We start from the raw sequence: 12,783 nt of genomic DNA on the forward strand, positions 1-12,783 counted from the left end.
GTCTTGTCGCAGAAATCCCACAGAACGTCCAAAAACTCTGCTGGCCACACTATTTATCCCAGTCGACGATTGTGAGTTCGGGCCACAATTTGATCCAGCGACCGATTTTCTTTTCGTATATTTCACGTGTAATCTGCTTTTTGTTTGGGCGGACGACAGCACCAAGCAAGTCGGCAAGTCCGTATGGAGTGCACAGCTCCAGGGCAGCGTGGTGAGGGCGTAGGCCTACGGCTGCCGCCGTTGTCGGAAAAGTGCTTATGGCCTCGGTTGTTGAGGTGTACGGATTAATTGAATAGCCGAACTTGGCCTCGTACCAATAGTGTACCCTGGCTTGGTTTTTCACATCGATCCAGACTTTCAACTCAGAGAATGCTGCGCGGATGCGGGCCGAGTGTTCGGCTTCTGAGGCCTCGGAAAGATCGTCGGGATCGAAATAAACAATGTCGATGTCTTGGATGCCATAAACGGGCGGGAAACCAAAAACGTGGTTCCAAACGGTTTGGGCGACAGCACCAGCCACAAGCCAGGAATCAGGCAGTGCAATCTCGTCCCATTTGCCAAGGACCGACGAAAGCAGCGGGCTCTTGTAGACGATCGCCTGTAATTCCAGATGTAGTTTGTCGCTCACGTAAATCTTTCTTGAAACGGCTTGGCTAATTCCACACAGCACTATATTGCGCTGGATTCTGCCATGGCACATCTCTCATGAACAGATCGCACGCAATTGCTGCTTCTGCCGGAAGCGGTTGATGGTTACGTCGGCCCGGACAACCCCGTCCGCTTCATCGAAGCTTTCGTCAACTATCGCCAGAACCCGCACCGGTCGATCCTTGTCGCCCTCCTCACGGCCTTCGAGATGCGGCCAATGCCAAAGGTGCGAATATCTGAACAGCCCGCCGACCTTTGGTTCAGTCGGCAGAATGCTTGTCCGTCAACAGTTCGGCGTTGAGATGTTCCAGACCCGGCTCCATCTGCGATGCTTCAGTGGCGGCGAGGTCATCGTCGCCGAGCGTCGTCGAAAGTTCGACTCGGCGATCACGCTTTGCGAGGCGCATATAGTCCTCATAGGCAATCACAACGGTGCGACGCCGACCGTTCTTGGTGATAATGACGGGCTCGCGGACTGCAGCGTGATGATAGGCTCCAAAATTTTCGAGCCGTGTTGGAAAAAGTGCCAGAATAACTCAGCCGCCGGGAGCCGGCGCAAAAGAGAGAACCGTACCGAGTATTAAGTAGTATATCTCGATACAAAAATTTGAACTACATAATCAAATACAGTCAGCGGCTCCTCGTACAGAAACCGCTGCCCATGAGACATCACACCTTGGGTCGCAAGCACATTTTGCTGTTGTTGCTCACACCACTCATGTCACATACAAAGTACTTTACTTTGTATGGGTGCGAACGGGTGTCCGAGACGCTTACTGTTTTCCCACGAGAACCGATTGTTGAGGTCGTACCCCAAGCTGATTTGCCGGCACATTTCCGCTCATCTCCGGGCATGTAGTAGCACATGACGACCTGTACGGGGATATTGCACTTGTTGATGACGTCAACGTAGTCCCAATCGATCCTGCCCCGACTGCGCTGTTTAAATGCTACGCAATCATCATTCGCGTAAGGGGCCTGGCCATTCCTAACCGGCCTCTGAACCGACGGTCTGGGATCGGGCGTACTTGCAGCGTTGGCAATTGCGCCTGCTCTGCCAAATGCCCGGCTCATCCGATCGATATTATCCGACGAGCGTGGACGAAATGTCTGTACAGGTCTGTCCTCGGGTTCCGGTAGAGCGTTCAGTATAGCAATGCCCAGCCCCAGCAATGCGGCTGCATCAGCTCCAGATGATTGTCGTTGCGCAGAGCCACCGCCGCACCCGTAAGATCGGCCACCGTTAGCCGGGGCCAGTTCACACCGTGCATCGGCCTGTCCGGAAAAAGGAAACACGGAAAGTGATGACAGAAGGATAAGAAAAGTTACACGCCAGTTCATTCTAACCTCTCGCTGAACGGATGAATCATTCCTCAGCGCAAGGCTATATCCCTCGCCCGATGCGCTGACGATGCGCCAGACACCATCATAAACGGGCACCATAATCGTACCCTAATTGGAGAATGCGACAGCTCCGTCTTTTTGTTTGTCTCTAACCGCTCACATCCAGGACGCGGACAATACGCAAGCTTCCCAGATGCGAAAATTCAGCTTGGGGACTTCAAACATGCAATTTAAAAAATGCATCCGAACCAGCGCCGTAACCCTGATTGCTTTCGCCGCAAGCGAACACGCGGTACCTGGCAAGGATATCTGCTCGGACACGTATATGAGTGAGAAGATCTAACCGTTTGCAACACGTGCCCGGAATGCAATCGACATTTGCGGCACAGCAAAGGCGGGTGTGGCTCTCTACACCGAAAGCCTGCGGCTCGTACAGCAATGCCTGCACGATCCGGGGCTACGGGCCTATAAGCAGGATCTGGAAAGACTTTTGCATGATGCGAAAAACCAGGCATCAGCATCATGCGGCTGAACACCGCATACTGAAGTAGCCTTGCGTGTTAGCGTAGCCGAATGCCAGCAAGAAGGACACATAGCTCCGCCTGTCGTTCGGTCCCGGTTTTACGCAGGATTGACCGAATGTGGGTACGAACCGTTTCATACTGAATTCCACAATGACCGGCGACGGTTCTAAGATCGGCACCGTCGGCAAGAAGCGCCGTAATTTTACATTCGGACGGCGTCAGCCCAAACAGATGATGAAGCACGTCATATGAAATGAAACGTTTATCACTCACATCTTCGAACAGCACCATTGCGTACGACCTGGCGAAAACGTCGCGGACATTTGGCCCAGCCCTTTCGATCCGCGCAAGCAACGGCCTCTTCTCACCACGGGTCAACGTCACGACTTCGCCGTGAGCCAGATCATTCGATCGAATGACCTTGTTCAGCGTCGTCTCAAAGACCACTGTCTCCCGTGACGACGCTGCCCTGATTTTTCCATGCGCTATTCTGACATCCCCGGTGAGAAGCGAATCCGCCTTCTGGTTAGCCATTACCACATGACCACGATGGTCAAAGAAAACGCACGCAACATCTGCACGCTCAAACGCGGCCAGACGTCCTCTCATGTCGCCAGCCGAAAACAGTGCCATGATCCGCGCGGACATCTGAAGGTGGGTTCTGAGAGTAGCGAGGTGAACCCGGTCATCGTTCCCGAACCCACCATCGCCGAGCCTGCGTTGCAGGACGAAAAACAAATCGTCCTCACCTGAGGAAAAATTGACGACTGCTGTATGCTGGAATCCATGCTTCGCCATGAATTTATAGTATTCGAGATTATCGAGATCATCTTTACGGACGAAATCCTCCTCGAGGACAACTCCGTTACGCTTCATCAACGGTATGAATTTTGCCCGGTGGTCTCGCGTGTTCCAGCCGTCGTTTATATAGGCTTCCATGATCGAGGATAAACTCTCGGTGAAAAGAATACCTCCGACCGAGCCGGAGCTTGCCGGTGCCATGACATTGATGCCGCCGGCGCCAGTTGCCTCAGCAATCTGCTCCAGAAGCGAGGGCCAACGCGAGGGCTCCAGCGCTGCATCCTGGAAACGATTCAGCAGATTATGAAAAACCGCGATATCAACCGGCATTTTCCCCCTCACCCACCAAAGTATATTTGTATAGCCAGAATACAGCACCAGATCCAGAAGTTGTTTTCATGCATACTTGAACAAACAAACTTGTCGAGCTGGAAGCCGCCCGTTTCTCATCCACCTCCCGAAGCCATCAACTGCAGCAGGTAGGTACGCCTTCCAGGCGCAACGGGCTTCTACGACGGACCGGACGGATGTGCGCTCAATCGTCGGCAAGACACTCGTTGCATTTCTCAGCCGTCTTATCGTCACCTAACGACATCAGTCAGCGTCTTGGAGCAAACCCGAACCCGATCAGCCAGACATACCCCAATTGGGGTACGCAAACCTGGGGTAAGCTAGATATTAACTTGCCCTGTAATCAAACTGGAGCAATATCAATGCGTTACGTGTTGATGTGGGTCAGGCCTGACAGGCAAGAGCCCGTTTTCGAAACCGACGATATTTCACAGTGCGTACTGTGGATCAGCAGGCAAACAGAAAATAGCGCCGAATTTTCAGAGGCGGATTATAACGTCATCGATCGGGATCTCGATGCGGACATTCCGCGCGCGACAAGTTTCCTGTAGCAAGAGGACGCTCCTTTAGCAGCGGCTAATTACCTTAATCCTAACAAATTACTTTTATAAACAATCTCAATTATCTGTATTTAAATCACAAAATTTATATTTCAACAAACTGCGAGTTCACCCCCGCACATGGCTAGGAAGAAGACTGCTGCTCTCCACGGTCCCGATGTGTTCGCAATATAGCGTCCGAGCATGAAGATCCGCCCTCCGAGCCATCAGTATTCTCTGTCGGTTGACACACCGGCTACTGCTCCCGAAGCCGGCCGATCATATCCACGCGGTCGCACGTCCCGGTGGCGGGTACGACATTCAGGCGACACGAACCTGAATGCGTCGAGCTTCGGATCGTTGTGCTGCCGATGTAGCATTGTGGTAAAAACTCGCGTCTCGTCAGCGGTTCGAACTTTGAAACAACAGGCGTCATGTCACGAAAGTTCGCCCGCTTACTGGCTATCGCTTTGGCACACCTGCATAGCGAAACATGATGTCATCGTAGAACTGCTTCCTAAACAGCACTTCGCGGTCAAAACATTCCGCACAGACTTCCAAATCAGTGGTCGGATTATAGTCAAGATGCGTTTCATCGATCATGCATCTGCTCCTGAATTCGCCGGCACCGCTTTTGAACGCTGTGAGTAATTCGCTCAAGAATCCTCGTCGGATCGCTGGAGAGGGCGACGATATATGGTGCCACCTCATCGCATGCGACGCTGACCAGTTTTGCAAGCTCCCCCACCCGTTTCAGTGTCGATGCGCCGCTCAATCCAATGTCATCAGCCAGTGCCTGCCAGTCGGCACGCCGCAGGTCAGGCGCATGGAACCGACCGAAAATCCCCTGCGGCAGGCTCTGGTCGACCTGGCGATAAACGGCAGCGCACATCAGGTCATAGAGTGGAGCCATCTTCGCGGACCCACCGGCACCAATCAGGATAGAGTAATTTTTCGCATGCGAATCCGAATTGCAGATCAGGACATTGAAGATCACCGCATCGAGAAGTTTCAACCGCTCGCCAGGCGAAACAAGATCGCTGACGGCGTCAAACATCATCTTCATGGTCACGCCGCGGCCGGTCGAGGATCGCTCGTATTTCTGCGAGGGGAAGCAACCGGTTAACTGGCAAAGATCCTCCTGATGCAACCTGCGGATCTCGCCTTGAGGGTCGGTGAAGCGATCATAGCGTTTCACGAGAAGATAACGTCGCTTGCCAGCTACTCCGATCGTCGCCTCGGCAGCCTCAAGACCGCAGGCACGTGCAAGCGACAGGCAAAAGGCTTCGTTCTCCACGCTCCCCGCAAGGCGTTTCGTATCCGGCTTGAGAATATGCGTGGATGGCGTCCCATCGACCGGAACTGAAATACGGCCGTTCCCGTCAACAAACACCGGCAGTTTCTCCTGGACGCCAGCAAGCGACATGGAAACACCGCGCTCTCCGACCAGAAAGGGTTTGGCAGGAAGTTCATTGAGAATACGCTCCAGCGCCTGCTCGTCCGGCACCGGCCGGAGGTTGACGCCAGCTTTGCGCGGCTCCCCGATCGACAGTGCCCCCGCCGTGTCACGTCCGATATGAGCAAGTAGACCGACAATATCTTGCGGGGAAACCTTGAAGCGCTGACCGATCTCGGCAAGATGGGTTTCCGGAAGCAGATTGGCAAGCCAGGGAAGCAGCTTCGCTGCACCTACGGATCCGGAACGCAGCGGCATGGTAAGCGACACCGGAAAGGCCGGGCGGCGCGCTTCCCAGCCCGGATCATAGTCCAACCTCCATTCGCCTTCAAAAGTCAGATGGGCGACAGGCAAGGTCTCGTAGTAGATGGTTGTCATTGATCAGCACCAAACATCGGCAAAAAGCCGAGGTCATCGTCCGACGCGACTTGCACAGTCTGAACCGTCTTGAGATCGCCAAGATCGATTCCAACTGCGCGTGCGACGATCAGGGCTTTTTCGAGCTGGCAACTCGGCTTGCCCGATTCAAGCTCGACGATGAAGCGTTCCCCCGTTCCGGAACGGGCAGCAAGACCGGTTTGCGTCCAGCCAAGTGCTTTGCGTCTCTCCTTGATAGCAGCGCCGAAATCACGCGCGGACCTGAACATCGTCAACCTCCATAGTTTGACTTACCGTACAGGAAGTTTTCCAAAGAATCAAGGAATCGCTTCCCGATCAGTAAGTCTTACGCTCGATCGCGCCAAATCATCCTGATCGGGAATCTTTGTGGGATCGCACCTGGCAGGAGCAAGAGTATTTGCCTCGTCTCACGGGCCTATTGTTTCATCATCATTGCCCGATAAATTGATACACCGGCCATTACTATCGTATTAATGTTTTACATCCGAAAAACTACTTATTTATATGATATATAACCATAAGTATCACGATGATAAACGGCGTAATCCATTTCGCCGCGCGTTGGGCCCTGATGCACGGGCATCACGCCAACACCTTAAAACCGCAGCCTGAAGCCCACGCTGCCGGTTCTCAGTTGACGCCGCCTGGTCGACCCGGCAACCTCATACCATGACCCTGACCAACAGTTTCATTGCCGAACTCGTCCGCGACGCCAACAGGCTCGAGAACCTCGACGACTATCAGAAGCGCCGCATGCTTGAACGGGCGGTAACGACAATCCGCGACATGCGCGAAACGATCGGAATCCCCTCCGGTCCCGGTCGCGACAGTGTCGTCGACATCCACACCGTCGCCCTGTCCATCGAACACGGATGGCGCAGCGATGACGACGTGCGAAACGCCCTGCTGCAGGCAGCCGGCATGATCCGAGACCTGCATATCGTCCTCGACAGCAAAACCGGAATCAGCTTTTCCGAACCCGCCGGTTGACGCCATGTGCCATCTTCCCGCCGTCAATGGCACTTCGTACCGGCGAAATTCAGCTTAATGATTTTAGGTTTTCGTTAACCATACGCGACCACCCTCCTCTCACAACAACGATGGAGGTTGGCTTTGGCTTACGACTGGAATCGCAATGAACGCGAAGGCATGTTTGATGAACTGGCGGCGGCCCTGATATTCTTCACAATCGTCAGCCTGCTTCTGGCGTCCGCATACCTGGTGACAACCTTTGCCAGATAGGGCGGGTTCTTTCACCCGTCTACCGGCGAGGACAAGAAACGCCAGCCTGGCAACTTTGGCCGGTGACCGTACTATCAGCCGCCGAATGCCTGCCCCGGGTGAGTGAACGACCATGACAGACGATCTTCGCGGCCATATCCTGCTTCTCTCCGGCCACCCAGGCTCCGGCAAGTCCACAATAGCCGAAACGCTTGCGCACTTGCGCGGCGTGCCAAAGGTTCATTTTCATAGCGATGATCTGTGGGGATACATCAAGCATGGCCGCATCGATCCCTGACTTCCCGAATCCGATCAACAAAACCGCATGATCATGCAGATCGCCGCCGATGTCGCAGGTCGCTATGCCGAGGCGGGTTATTTCGTCATTCTCGATGGCGTCGTGCGACCGGACTGGCTCCCGGCCTTCCTGGCGCTTGCATGCCCGCTGCACTACATCGTGCTGCGCACGACAGTAACAGAAGCAATCGAACGCTGTCAGGCTCGCGGCGGCGACAGCCTCCGCGATCCGCTGGTCGTGGCCGATCTCCATGCCCAGTTCGCCAATCTCGGGGCTTTCGAGCACAATGTACTATCGTTGTCGGGCAAGGACAGGGATCAGGCCTTGGAGGCGGTCATCAATGCGCTGCAATCGGCACGTTTCCGTATTGATGCCACGAGCGATGGCAATCGATTACGAACATAAAGGTGAAGCAAGCGTGGCTGTCCCGACAATCTATCTCCTGCGCCACGGCGAAACAGTCTGGAACTGTCTTGGCCGGTTTCAGGGGCAACAGGATTCCCCGCTGACCGCGCGCGGTATCGAACAGGCCGATCAAGTCGCGCGCCTGCTCCGTGACGCTCTCTGCGACGATGAACAGTCTTTCCGGATGCAAATCAGCCCGCTCGGGCGCGTGCGACAGACAGCAGAACGGGTCCAGGCCGAGGTTGCGCTCCCGTGTCTCGAAGATAACCGCCTCGTTGAGGTCACCACCGGCTCCTGGGACGGCATGACGCGATTTGAGATTGATGCCGAATTTCCTGGGCGTCTTGAAGGATCCAACGCATTCGACTGGTATTTCAGGGCACCGGATGGCGAAAGTTTTGATGACGCCTGCAAGCGCGCGACGTCATGGATCTCGGATCTCCAGCATCCGACGATCGCCATTTCCCATGGCCTGTTCGGGCGGATTCTTCGGGGTGTTTTTCTCGGACTTTCGAAGCTGGAGATGCTCGAACTGCCCGTTCCGCAGGATGGATTTTACCGACTAGATGATGGCAGGTGCGAGCTCATCACAGTTTGACCTGCACGGTCGTGATCCAGAAAGCCAAGGGCCATGGACGTCATTCGCCATGTCGACAGGGGAGAAACACATGCATACACTTAACGTCATTTACCTGGCTTATCTCGACTGCCTCAACCGTCAGGCCTTCGATGAGCTCGGCGCATTCGTCGACGATACTGTTGAACACAACGGCCGGGCGTTAGGCCTGTCGGGCTATCGCGACATGCTGGTCAAGGACTTTGCTGATATTCCAGACCTTCGGTTCCAGGCAGAGATACTTGTCAGCGACGTGACCCGGATCGGCGCCCGGCTTTCGTTCGATTGCACTCCCAAATCCACCTTCATGGGCCTTCCGGTCAATGGCAGGCGCGTTCAGTTCTGCGAGCATGTTTTCTACGACTTCGAACAGACAAAAATCCGCAGGGTCTGGTCGGTCATCGACAAGGCCGCAATTGAGCGCCAGCTCGGCTGACGGCCGTCACCCGGCGAAGGTATCTGTGGCCCGCCAGCGCCAGAAAAATGAGCCGAAAGAGTGTGATTGCACGAAACGCTCACTGAAGCCGGACAGCCTCAAATTTATGCAGACAGCTGCTGAGGTCGCGGGCGTTGCACAAAGGTTACATCATATTTCAGGAAAAAAGCATATGAATGATCTCTCATACAAGGGAGTTCAGAGACTATGAAGAAAATCGTATCGACTATCGCATTCGTGCTTGCGGCATCGACTGCAATGGCGGCCGATGCCGTATCAGAAGTTCCTGCAGCCCCGGCAGCAGACGTTGCGCCGCTGTTCAGCTGGACCGGGTTTACCGCCGGTGTCCAGGCCGGCTACGGCTGGAACAACAATGACGCTTCGATCGTCGGCCTTCCCGGCCAAACGTCCGCAGACTTCGATGGTGCTCTTGCCGGTGGTTTCGTCGGCTTCAACTACGACCTTGGCAACAGCTGGGTCGTTGGCCTCGAAGCAGACTTCGAAAAGAACTGGGGCGATGATTCAGCCACTATCCTTGGCACGGGCTTTGACTACGGGTTTGACTGGCAGGGTTCGGTTCGTGGCCGGGTCGGCTACGCATTTGACCGTGCCCTGGTCTATGGTACCGCAGGCTGGGCCTATGCTCGCGGCTACGCGGAAGTTCCGGGCATTGCCGACGTGAAGGAAACGTTCAACGGCTACACCGTCGGCGTTGGTCTCGACTACGCGTTTACCGACATGGTGTTCGGACGCGTTGAGTATCGTTACACCGACTTCGGCGACAAGGATTTCGATTTCGGCGGCGCTGCAATCAATGCAGATGTCGACCAGCATGCAATACGCGTCGGCCTCGGCGTAAAATTCTGATTCACCCGGACAGCAACAGCAAAAGCCCGGCCATTGTGCCGGGCTTTTTTCTTGTCCCTTTTCCGAAGGCGGGAAGCGACAAACAGGGGTGGGCAAGTACGGGCCACCTGTTGGCCAGTTGCAATGCCACCACAATGACTGAACACGCCGACCAGGACCCGGACGCGACCGGACATGCTCCTTCTCCCTCCAGCAAACGATCAGCCAGCCTCACCCACGATTTCCCCTTTGAGCAAATCCCCAAGCAGTGCACGATCGGCATCACGCAGCGCCATCTGCGTCAGCTTACACCGCAGTAAGTGGAGCAGCATCTGCGCATCCATTCCATCCGCCGGCTTTTTGCAGTTGGTTGAGAATCCATGTGCCAAGCAGCACTTTCAGCCGCACCTCGAGCTCCCGTTGCCGCGCGGCAAGGTTCCGCGGATGATGCGGGTGTTCCCTGGAGGCATTGGATCGGTACAAGCCTGTTCCATGCGTTCGACGACGACACTCTTCGCGACCAAGCGCGGTGGCTAGCTGACGGATCCCCTGGATTTGCTTAAGCACGCCAACCGCAGCTTGGAGCAACTTGCGATTTAGATAAAATTTACGCTAAATCTTATCGGTTTGAACCGATCCGGCCATGCTACGTTTCACGCAAGTCAAATCGGGAGGCCGGCTGCGATGATCTGGAATTTGGAGAAACTAGAACAAGAACGTCTCGACCTCATTGAGGTCATCGACAACCTCAAGAGGTGGGAACGTTTCTATATAGACGACCGGCACATCATCTCACTACAGATCACCGCACATATGATGCGACTTAGCCAACTGGATGAAGACTTGGCGCATTTGCGTAGTGAAGACTTTTGCTCGGTTGAATATCTGGCTGCTGACTGAGACCCCTCGTTGTGCCGAATTAGGGACCCGTTTGTTCCGTGCTGCCGCTGCGGGAAAGACCTGAGGACATATTGCCCTGTTTCCGCTTCTTCCTACGCCACGCCAGCGCCAATAACTGCGCGCCCTTACCTGAAATGAGCGCCGTCAGCCATGCAAGGCTCACGCATAACTGGCCGGGCAACCTACGTGAATTACAGCGTTTTGCCCAGCTGCAACTGCTCGGCCCACAGCAGCTTCCCGCCGCCGGCGGATCCGCCGAGATGACCGGCCTCGCCACGATGATGACGGCTTACGAGGCCCGCCTCATCGCCGCAACGCTGACGGCGACAGGTAGAAGCGCCACACAGGCGATGAAGCACCTGAAGATTTCGAGAAAGACATTCTACGACAAGGTGAATAAGCACAAGCTTATGGTCGGGAAATTGCGCATGAAGGGCTGAGGCGGGCGGCGGCGTCACAGGCTGCGGATAGCGCCACCATCGACCCGGTAATGTAACTCGCCTGCTGGCTGGCAAGAAAAATGGCGGCGGCAGCGAACTCCTCTGCGCAGCCGTAACGTCCGCCGGGGATGTCCCCGCGCGACGCTTCCAGCACGGCAGCTAGCTCAAGCGCGGCGTTTCTAGCCCTGATGTCATCCAGCACGCGCACGCGGTCGGTGTCACTCCGGCAGAGCAGGATCATGTTGACCGTGACACCGTGAGGCGCGAGCTCCGTCGACAGCGTTTTCGACCGCCCGGCGTCCGCGGCGCGAACCGCTTTCGACAGGGCGAAACCGGCAATGGGCCGCTCGATGCCCGATGAACCGATGGTGATGATGCGACCCCATTGACGTTCGATCATGCCGTATGCAAGCGCATCGGTGATCGAAAAGATCGAAACCCGCCTCGAATCGACCGCTGAACGCCATGCCCCAGGCGGCTGGCCGAGTGCTGGCGAGCGACCTTCGGAATGGGCGGAAATATCGTCGCGCGCCTTGGCCTTTGCGCTGGCCACGTAGGCGCGGACGATCTCCTGATCCTTTCAAGCGAACGTCAGTTGCCGCCAGTGAGGCCTAAGGCCGCGAGGCGTGGTGCGAACGCGCGAATGACAAATCACCTATGTTGCTCACGCAGAAGGTTTTCAGCCATAAAGGAGACGAAGGCGGACACCTTCGGCGAGGGATGCCGGTTTGCCGGCCAGAGGATGTGGAAGGCACCGACCTCTTGCATATAGTCCTCAAGCACGCTGACCAGCCTACCTCGCCGGAGCTGCTCCCGGATCGCGAATTGCGGCAGGCATGCAAGCCCGAAGCCTCCCTCGGCCAAGCAGATCTGCGGCTCGAGCGTGCTTGCTACCGATGTCACGGGAAGAACAAGTTCAAGGGCCGCGCCGTCCGCCACCATCGGCCAGCGCTCCAGCTTGCCGGTGGACGGATATTTGTGATGATGGCAGGCGTGACCGAGCAGATCGTCGGGCGTCGAAGGCACGCCACGCGCCGCGAGATAATCGGGCGATCCGACGATCCGGTGCGAGAATGCCCCTGCCCGACGCATCATCAATCGCGAGTCCCGGGCTTCGCCGGTGCGGACCACGGCATCGAAACCTTCGTCGATCACATCCACCAGCCGGTCGGTGAAGTCGAGGTCAAGCTCGATCTCGGGATAGGCACGCATGAAGGCCATGACTGCGGGCATCATCAGCATGCCGATTAGTGGCAGGCTGACACGAAGACGTCCGCGCGGCGCCTGACGGATTTGCGACAGCTCCAGTTCAGCGGCCTCGATCTCGCTGAATATGCGGCGGCAGCGATCGAGGAACAGAGCTCCTTCCGCAGTCAGCGTCAACGAGCGCGTCGAGCGATGGAAGAGGCGAACGGCAAGCCGCTCTTCCAGCCGCGCGACCGCCTTGCCGATGGCCGAGCCAGAAACGCCAAGCCTCGCGGCTGCACCCGCAAAACTACCGCAATCTGCCGTTTGAACGAAGGCATTCAATGCGCCGAGATGTTCCATCCACTAGTCCC

17 protein-coding genes and 2 pseudogenes are annotated in these 12,783 nt (G+C 56.0%); 8 read left to right on the top strand and 11 right to left on the bottom strand.

Annotated features, from left to right (window positions below):
• Positions 1 to 49 precede the first annotated feature (49 nt).
• The 8 genes and pseudogenes from ACZ5A6_RS19150 to ACZ5A6_RS19185 all read right to left on the bottom strand — a co-directional run bounded on the left by ACZ5A6_RS19150 (position 50) and on the right by ACZ5A6_RS19185 (position 6,310).
• Positions 50 to 628, bottom strand: coding sequence for a nucleotidyltransferase family protein (locus tag ACZ5A6_RS19150; protein ID WP_003518916.1), 579 nt, complete (start codon positions 626 to 628; stop codon positions 50 to 52).
• Between the two features lie 135 nt (positions 629 to 763).
• Positions 764 to 922, bottom strand: a pseudogene (locus tag ACZ5A6_RS19155) (plasmid maintenance toxin (PemK-like)); the annotation flags it as partial.
• On the bottom strand, positions 909 to 1,181 hold the full coding sequence (locus ACZ5A6_RS19160) for a type II toxin-antitoxin system prevent-host-death family antitoxin (RefSeq protein WP_173998032.1): 273 nt from the start codon (positions 1,179 to 1,181) through the stop codon (positions 909 to 911). The pseudogene ACZ5A6_RS19155 and the gene ACZ5A6_RS19160, both read right to left, overlap by 14 nt.
• Before the next feature lie 612 nt (positions 1,182 to 1,793).
• The gene (locus ACZ5A6_RS19165) at positions 1,794 to 1,919 is read right to left on the bottom strand and encodes a hypothetical protein (RefSeq protein WP_256372464.1); all 126 of its coding nucleotides are present in this window, start codon (positions 1,917 to 1,919) and stop codon (positions 1,794 to 1,796) included.
• Positions 1,920 to 2,552: 633 nt separating this feature from the next.
• On the bottom strand, positions 2,553 to 3,647 hold the full coding sequence (locus tag ACZ5A6_RS19170) for a helix-turn-helix transcriptional regulator (RefSeq protein ID WP_013762468.1): 1,095 nt from the start codon (positions 3,645 to 3,647) through the stop codon (positions 2,553 to 2,555).
• Positions 3,648 to 4,669: 1,022 nt separating this feature from the next.
• Positions 4,670 to 4,810: a hypothetical protein gene (locus ACZ5A6_RS19175; RefSeq protein WP_156390030.1), complete on the bottom strand. Its 141-nt coding sequence runs from the start codon at positions 4,808 to 4,810 to the stop codon at positions 4,670 to 4,672.
• Positions 4,800 to 6,041 (bottom strand): type II toxin-antitoxin system HipA family toxin, encoded by a 1,242-nt coding sequence (locus ACZ5A6_RS19180; RefSeq protein WP_013762466.1) that lies wholly within the window; start codon positions 6,039 to 6,041, stop codon positions 4,800 to 4,802. The genes ACZ5A6_RS19175 and ACZ5A6_RS19180 overlap by 11 nt, the downstream gene beginning before the upstream one ends.
• Positions 6,038 to 6,310 carry a helix-turn-helix domain-containing protein gene (locus ACZ5A6_RS19185; protein WP_013762465.1) on the bottom strand — a complete coding sequence of 91 codons (273 nt, stop codon included), beginning with the start codon at positions 6,308 to 6,310 and terminating at the stop codon, positions 6,038 to 6,040. The genes ACZ5A6_RS19180 and ACZ5A6_RS19185 overlap by 4 nt, the downstream gene beginning before the upstream one ends.
• A gap of 421 nt (positions 6,311 to 6,731) precedes the next feature.
• Here ACZ5A6_RS19185 and ACZ5A6_RS19190 point away from each other — a divergent pair, with 421 nt between their 5' ends.
• The 6 genes and pseudogenes from ACZ5A6_RS19190 (at position 6,732) to ACZ5A6_RS19215 (ending at position 9,905) form a co-directional block, all read left to right on the top strand.
• Complete coding sequence (locus ACZ5A6_RS19190) at positions 6,732 to 7,052, top strand: hypothetical protein (RefSeq protein WP_013762464.1); 321 nt, start codon at positions 6,732 to 6,734, stop codon at positions 7,050 to 7,052.
• 123 nt (positions 7,053 to 7,175) lie between these two features.
• Positions 7,176 to 7,304, top strand: coding sequence for a hypothetical protein (locus ACZ5A6_RS19195; RefSeq protein ID WP_003518932.1), 129 nt, complete (start codon positions 7,176 to 7,178; stop codon positions 7,302 to 7,304).
• A gap of 112 nt (positions 7,305 to 7,416) precedes the next feature.
• Positions 7,417 to 7,986, top strand: a pseudogene (locus tag ACZ5A6_RS19200) (P-loop nucleotide/nucleoside kinase family protein).
• Positions 7,964 to 8,584, top strand: a complete 621-nt coding sequence (locus ACZ5A6_RS19205) for a histidine phosphatase family protein (RefSeq protein ID WP_025594779.1) — start codon at positions 7,964 to 7,966, stop codon at positions 8,582 to 8,584. Before ACZ5A6_RS19200 ends, ACZ5A6_RS19205 begins: the two are co-directional and overlap by 23 nt.
• Positions 8,585 to 8,654: 70 nt before the next feature.
• On the top strand, positions 8,655 to 9,038 hold the full coding sequence (locus ACZ5A6_RS19210) for an ester cyclase (protein ID WP_025594780.1): 384 nt from the start codon (positions 8,655 to 8,657) through the stop codon (positions 9,036 to 9,038).
• Between the two features lie 207 nt (positions 9,039 to 9,245).
• On the top strand, positions 9,246 to 9,905 hold the full coding sequence (locus tag ACZ5A6_RS19215) for an outer membrane protein (RefSeq protein WP_013762458.1): 660 nt from the start codon (positions 9,246 to 9,248) through the stop codon (positions 9,903 to 9,905).
• 200 nt (positions 9,906 to 10,105) lie between these two features.
• Here the strand turns inward: ACZ5A6_RS19215 and ACZ5A6_RS19220 are convergent, their stop codons facing one another.
• Positions 10,106 to 10,228, bottom strand: coding sequence for a hypothetical protein (locus tag ACZ5A6_RS19220; RefSeq protein WP_003518941.1), 123 nt, complete (start codon positions 10,226 to 10,228; stop codon positions 10,106 to 10,108).
• A gap of 340 nt (positions 10,229 to 10,568) precedes the next feature.
• On the opposite strand from ACZ5A6_RS19220, the gene ACZ5A6_RS19225 reads away from it, so the two are divergent.
• Both ACZ5A6_RS19225 and ACZ5A6_RS19230 read left to right on the top strand, forming a co-directional pair.
• Positions 10,569 to 10,784, top strand: a complete 216-nt coding sequence (locus ACZ5A6_RS19225) for a hypothetical protein (protein WP_464111285.1) — start codon at positions 10,569 to 10,571, stop codon at positions 10,782 to 10,784.
• 38 nt (positions 10,785 to 10,822) lie between these two features.
• Complete coding sequence (locus ACZ5A6_RS19230) at positions 10,823 to 11,224, top strand: AAA-type ATPase lid domain-containing protein (protein ID WP_013762456.1); 402 nt, start codon at positions 10,823 to 10,825, stop codon at positions 11,222 to 11,224.
• Here ACZ5A6_RS19230 and ACZ5A6_RS19235 read toward each other — a convergent pair.
• Positions 11,193 to 11,777: an SDR family oxidoreductase gene (locus ACZ5A6_RS19235; protein WP_013762455.1), complete on the bottom strand. Its 585-nt coding sequence runs from the start codon at positions 11,775 to 11,777 to the stop codon at positions 11,193 to 11,195. The genes ACZ5A6_RS19230 and ACZ5A6_RS19235 overlap by 32 nt on opposite strands.
• A 98-nt stretch (positions 11,778 to 11,875) precedes the next feature.
• Positions 11,876 to 12,772, bottom strand: coding sequence for a LysR family transcriptional regulator (locus ACZ5A6_RS19240; RefSeq protein WP_013762454.1), 897 nt, complete (start codon positions 12,770 to 12,772; stop codon positions 11,876 to 11,878).
• Positions 12,773 to 12,783: the final 11 nt, after the last annotated feature.

This window comes from Agrobacterium sp. 6Ca8 (genome assembly GCF_055382765.1).

Coding starts and splice junctions, on each gene's coding strand:
- ACZ5A6_RS19220 (WP_003518941.1), bottom strand. CDS start 10,228: ATGGATGCGCAGATGCTGCTCCACTTACTGCGGTGTAAGCTGACGCAG.
- ACZ5A6_RS19170 (WP_013762468.1), bottom strand. CDS start 3,647: ATGCCGGTTGATATCGCGGTTTTTCATAATCTGCTGAATCGTTTCCAG.
- ACZ5A6_RS19175 (WP_156390030.1), bottom strand. CDS start 4,810: ATGATCGATGAAACGCATCTTGACTATAATCCGACCACTGATTTGGAA.
- ACZ5A6_RS19180 (WP_013762466.1), bottom strand. CDS start 6,041: ATGACAACCATCTACTACGAGACCTTGCCTGTCGCCCATCTGACTTTT.
- ACZ5A6_RS19185 (WP_013762465.1), bottom strand. CDS start 6,310: ATGTTCAGGTCCGCGCGTGATTTCGGCGCTGCTATCAAGGAGAGACGC.
- ACZ5A6_RS19210 (WP_025594780.1), top strand. CDS start 8,655: ATGCATACACTTAACGTCATTTACCTGGCTTATCTCGACTGCCTCAAC.
- ACZ5A6_RS19205 (WP_025594779.1), top strand. CDS start 7,964: ATGGCAATCGATTACGAACATAAAGGTGAAGCAAGCGTGGCTGTCCCG.
- ACZ5A6_RS19240 (WP_013762454.1), bottom strand. CDS start 12,772: ATGGAACATCTCGGCGCATTGAATGCCTTCGTTCAAACGGCAGATTGC.
- ACZ5A6_RS19215 (WP_013762458.1), top strand. CDS start 9,246: ATGAAGAAAATCGTATCGACTATCGCATTCGTGCTTGCGGCATCGACT.
- ACZ5A6_RS19225 (WP_464111285.1), top strand. CDS start 10,569: ATGATCTGGAATTTGGAGAAACTAGAACAAGAACGTCTCGACCTCATT.
- ACZ5A6_RS19190 (WP_013762464.1), top strand. CDS start 6,732: ATGACCCTGACCAACAGTTTCATTGCCGAACTCGTCCGCGACGCCAAC.
- ACZ5A6_RS19165 (WP_256372464.1), bottom strand. CDS start 1,919: ATGCACGGTGTGAACTGGCCCCGGCTAACGGTGGCCGATCTTACGGGT.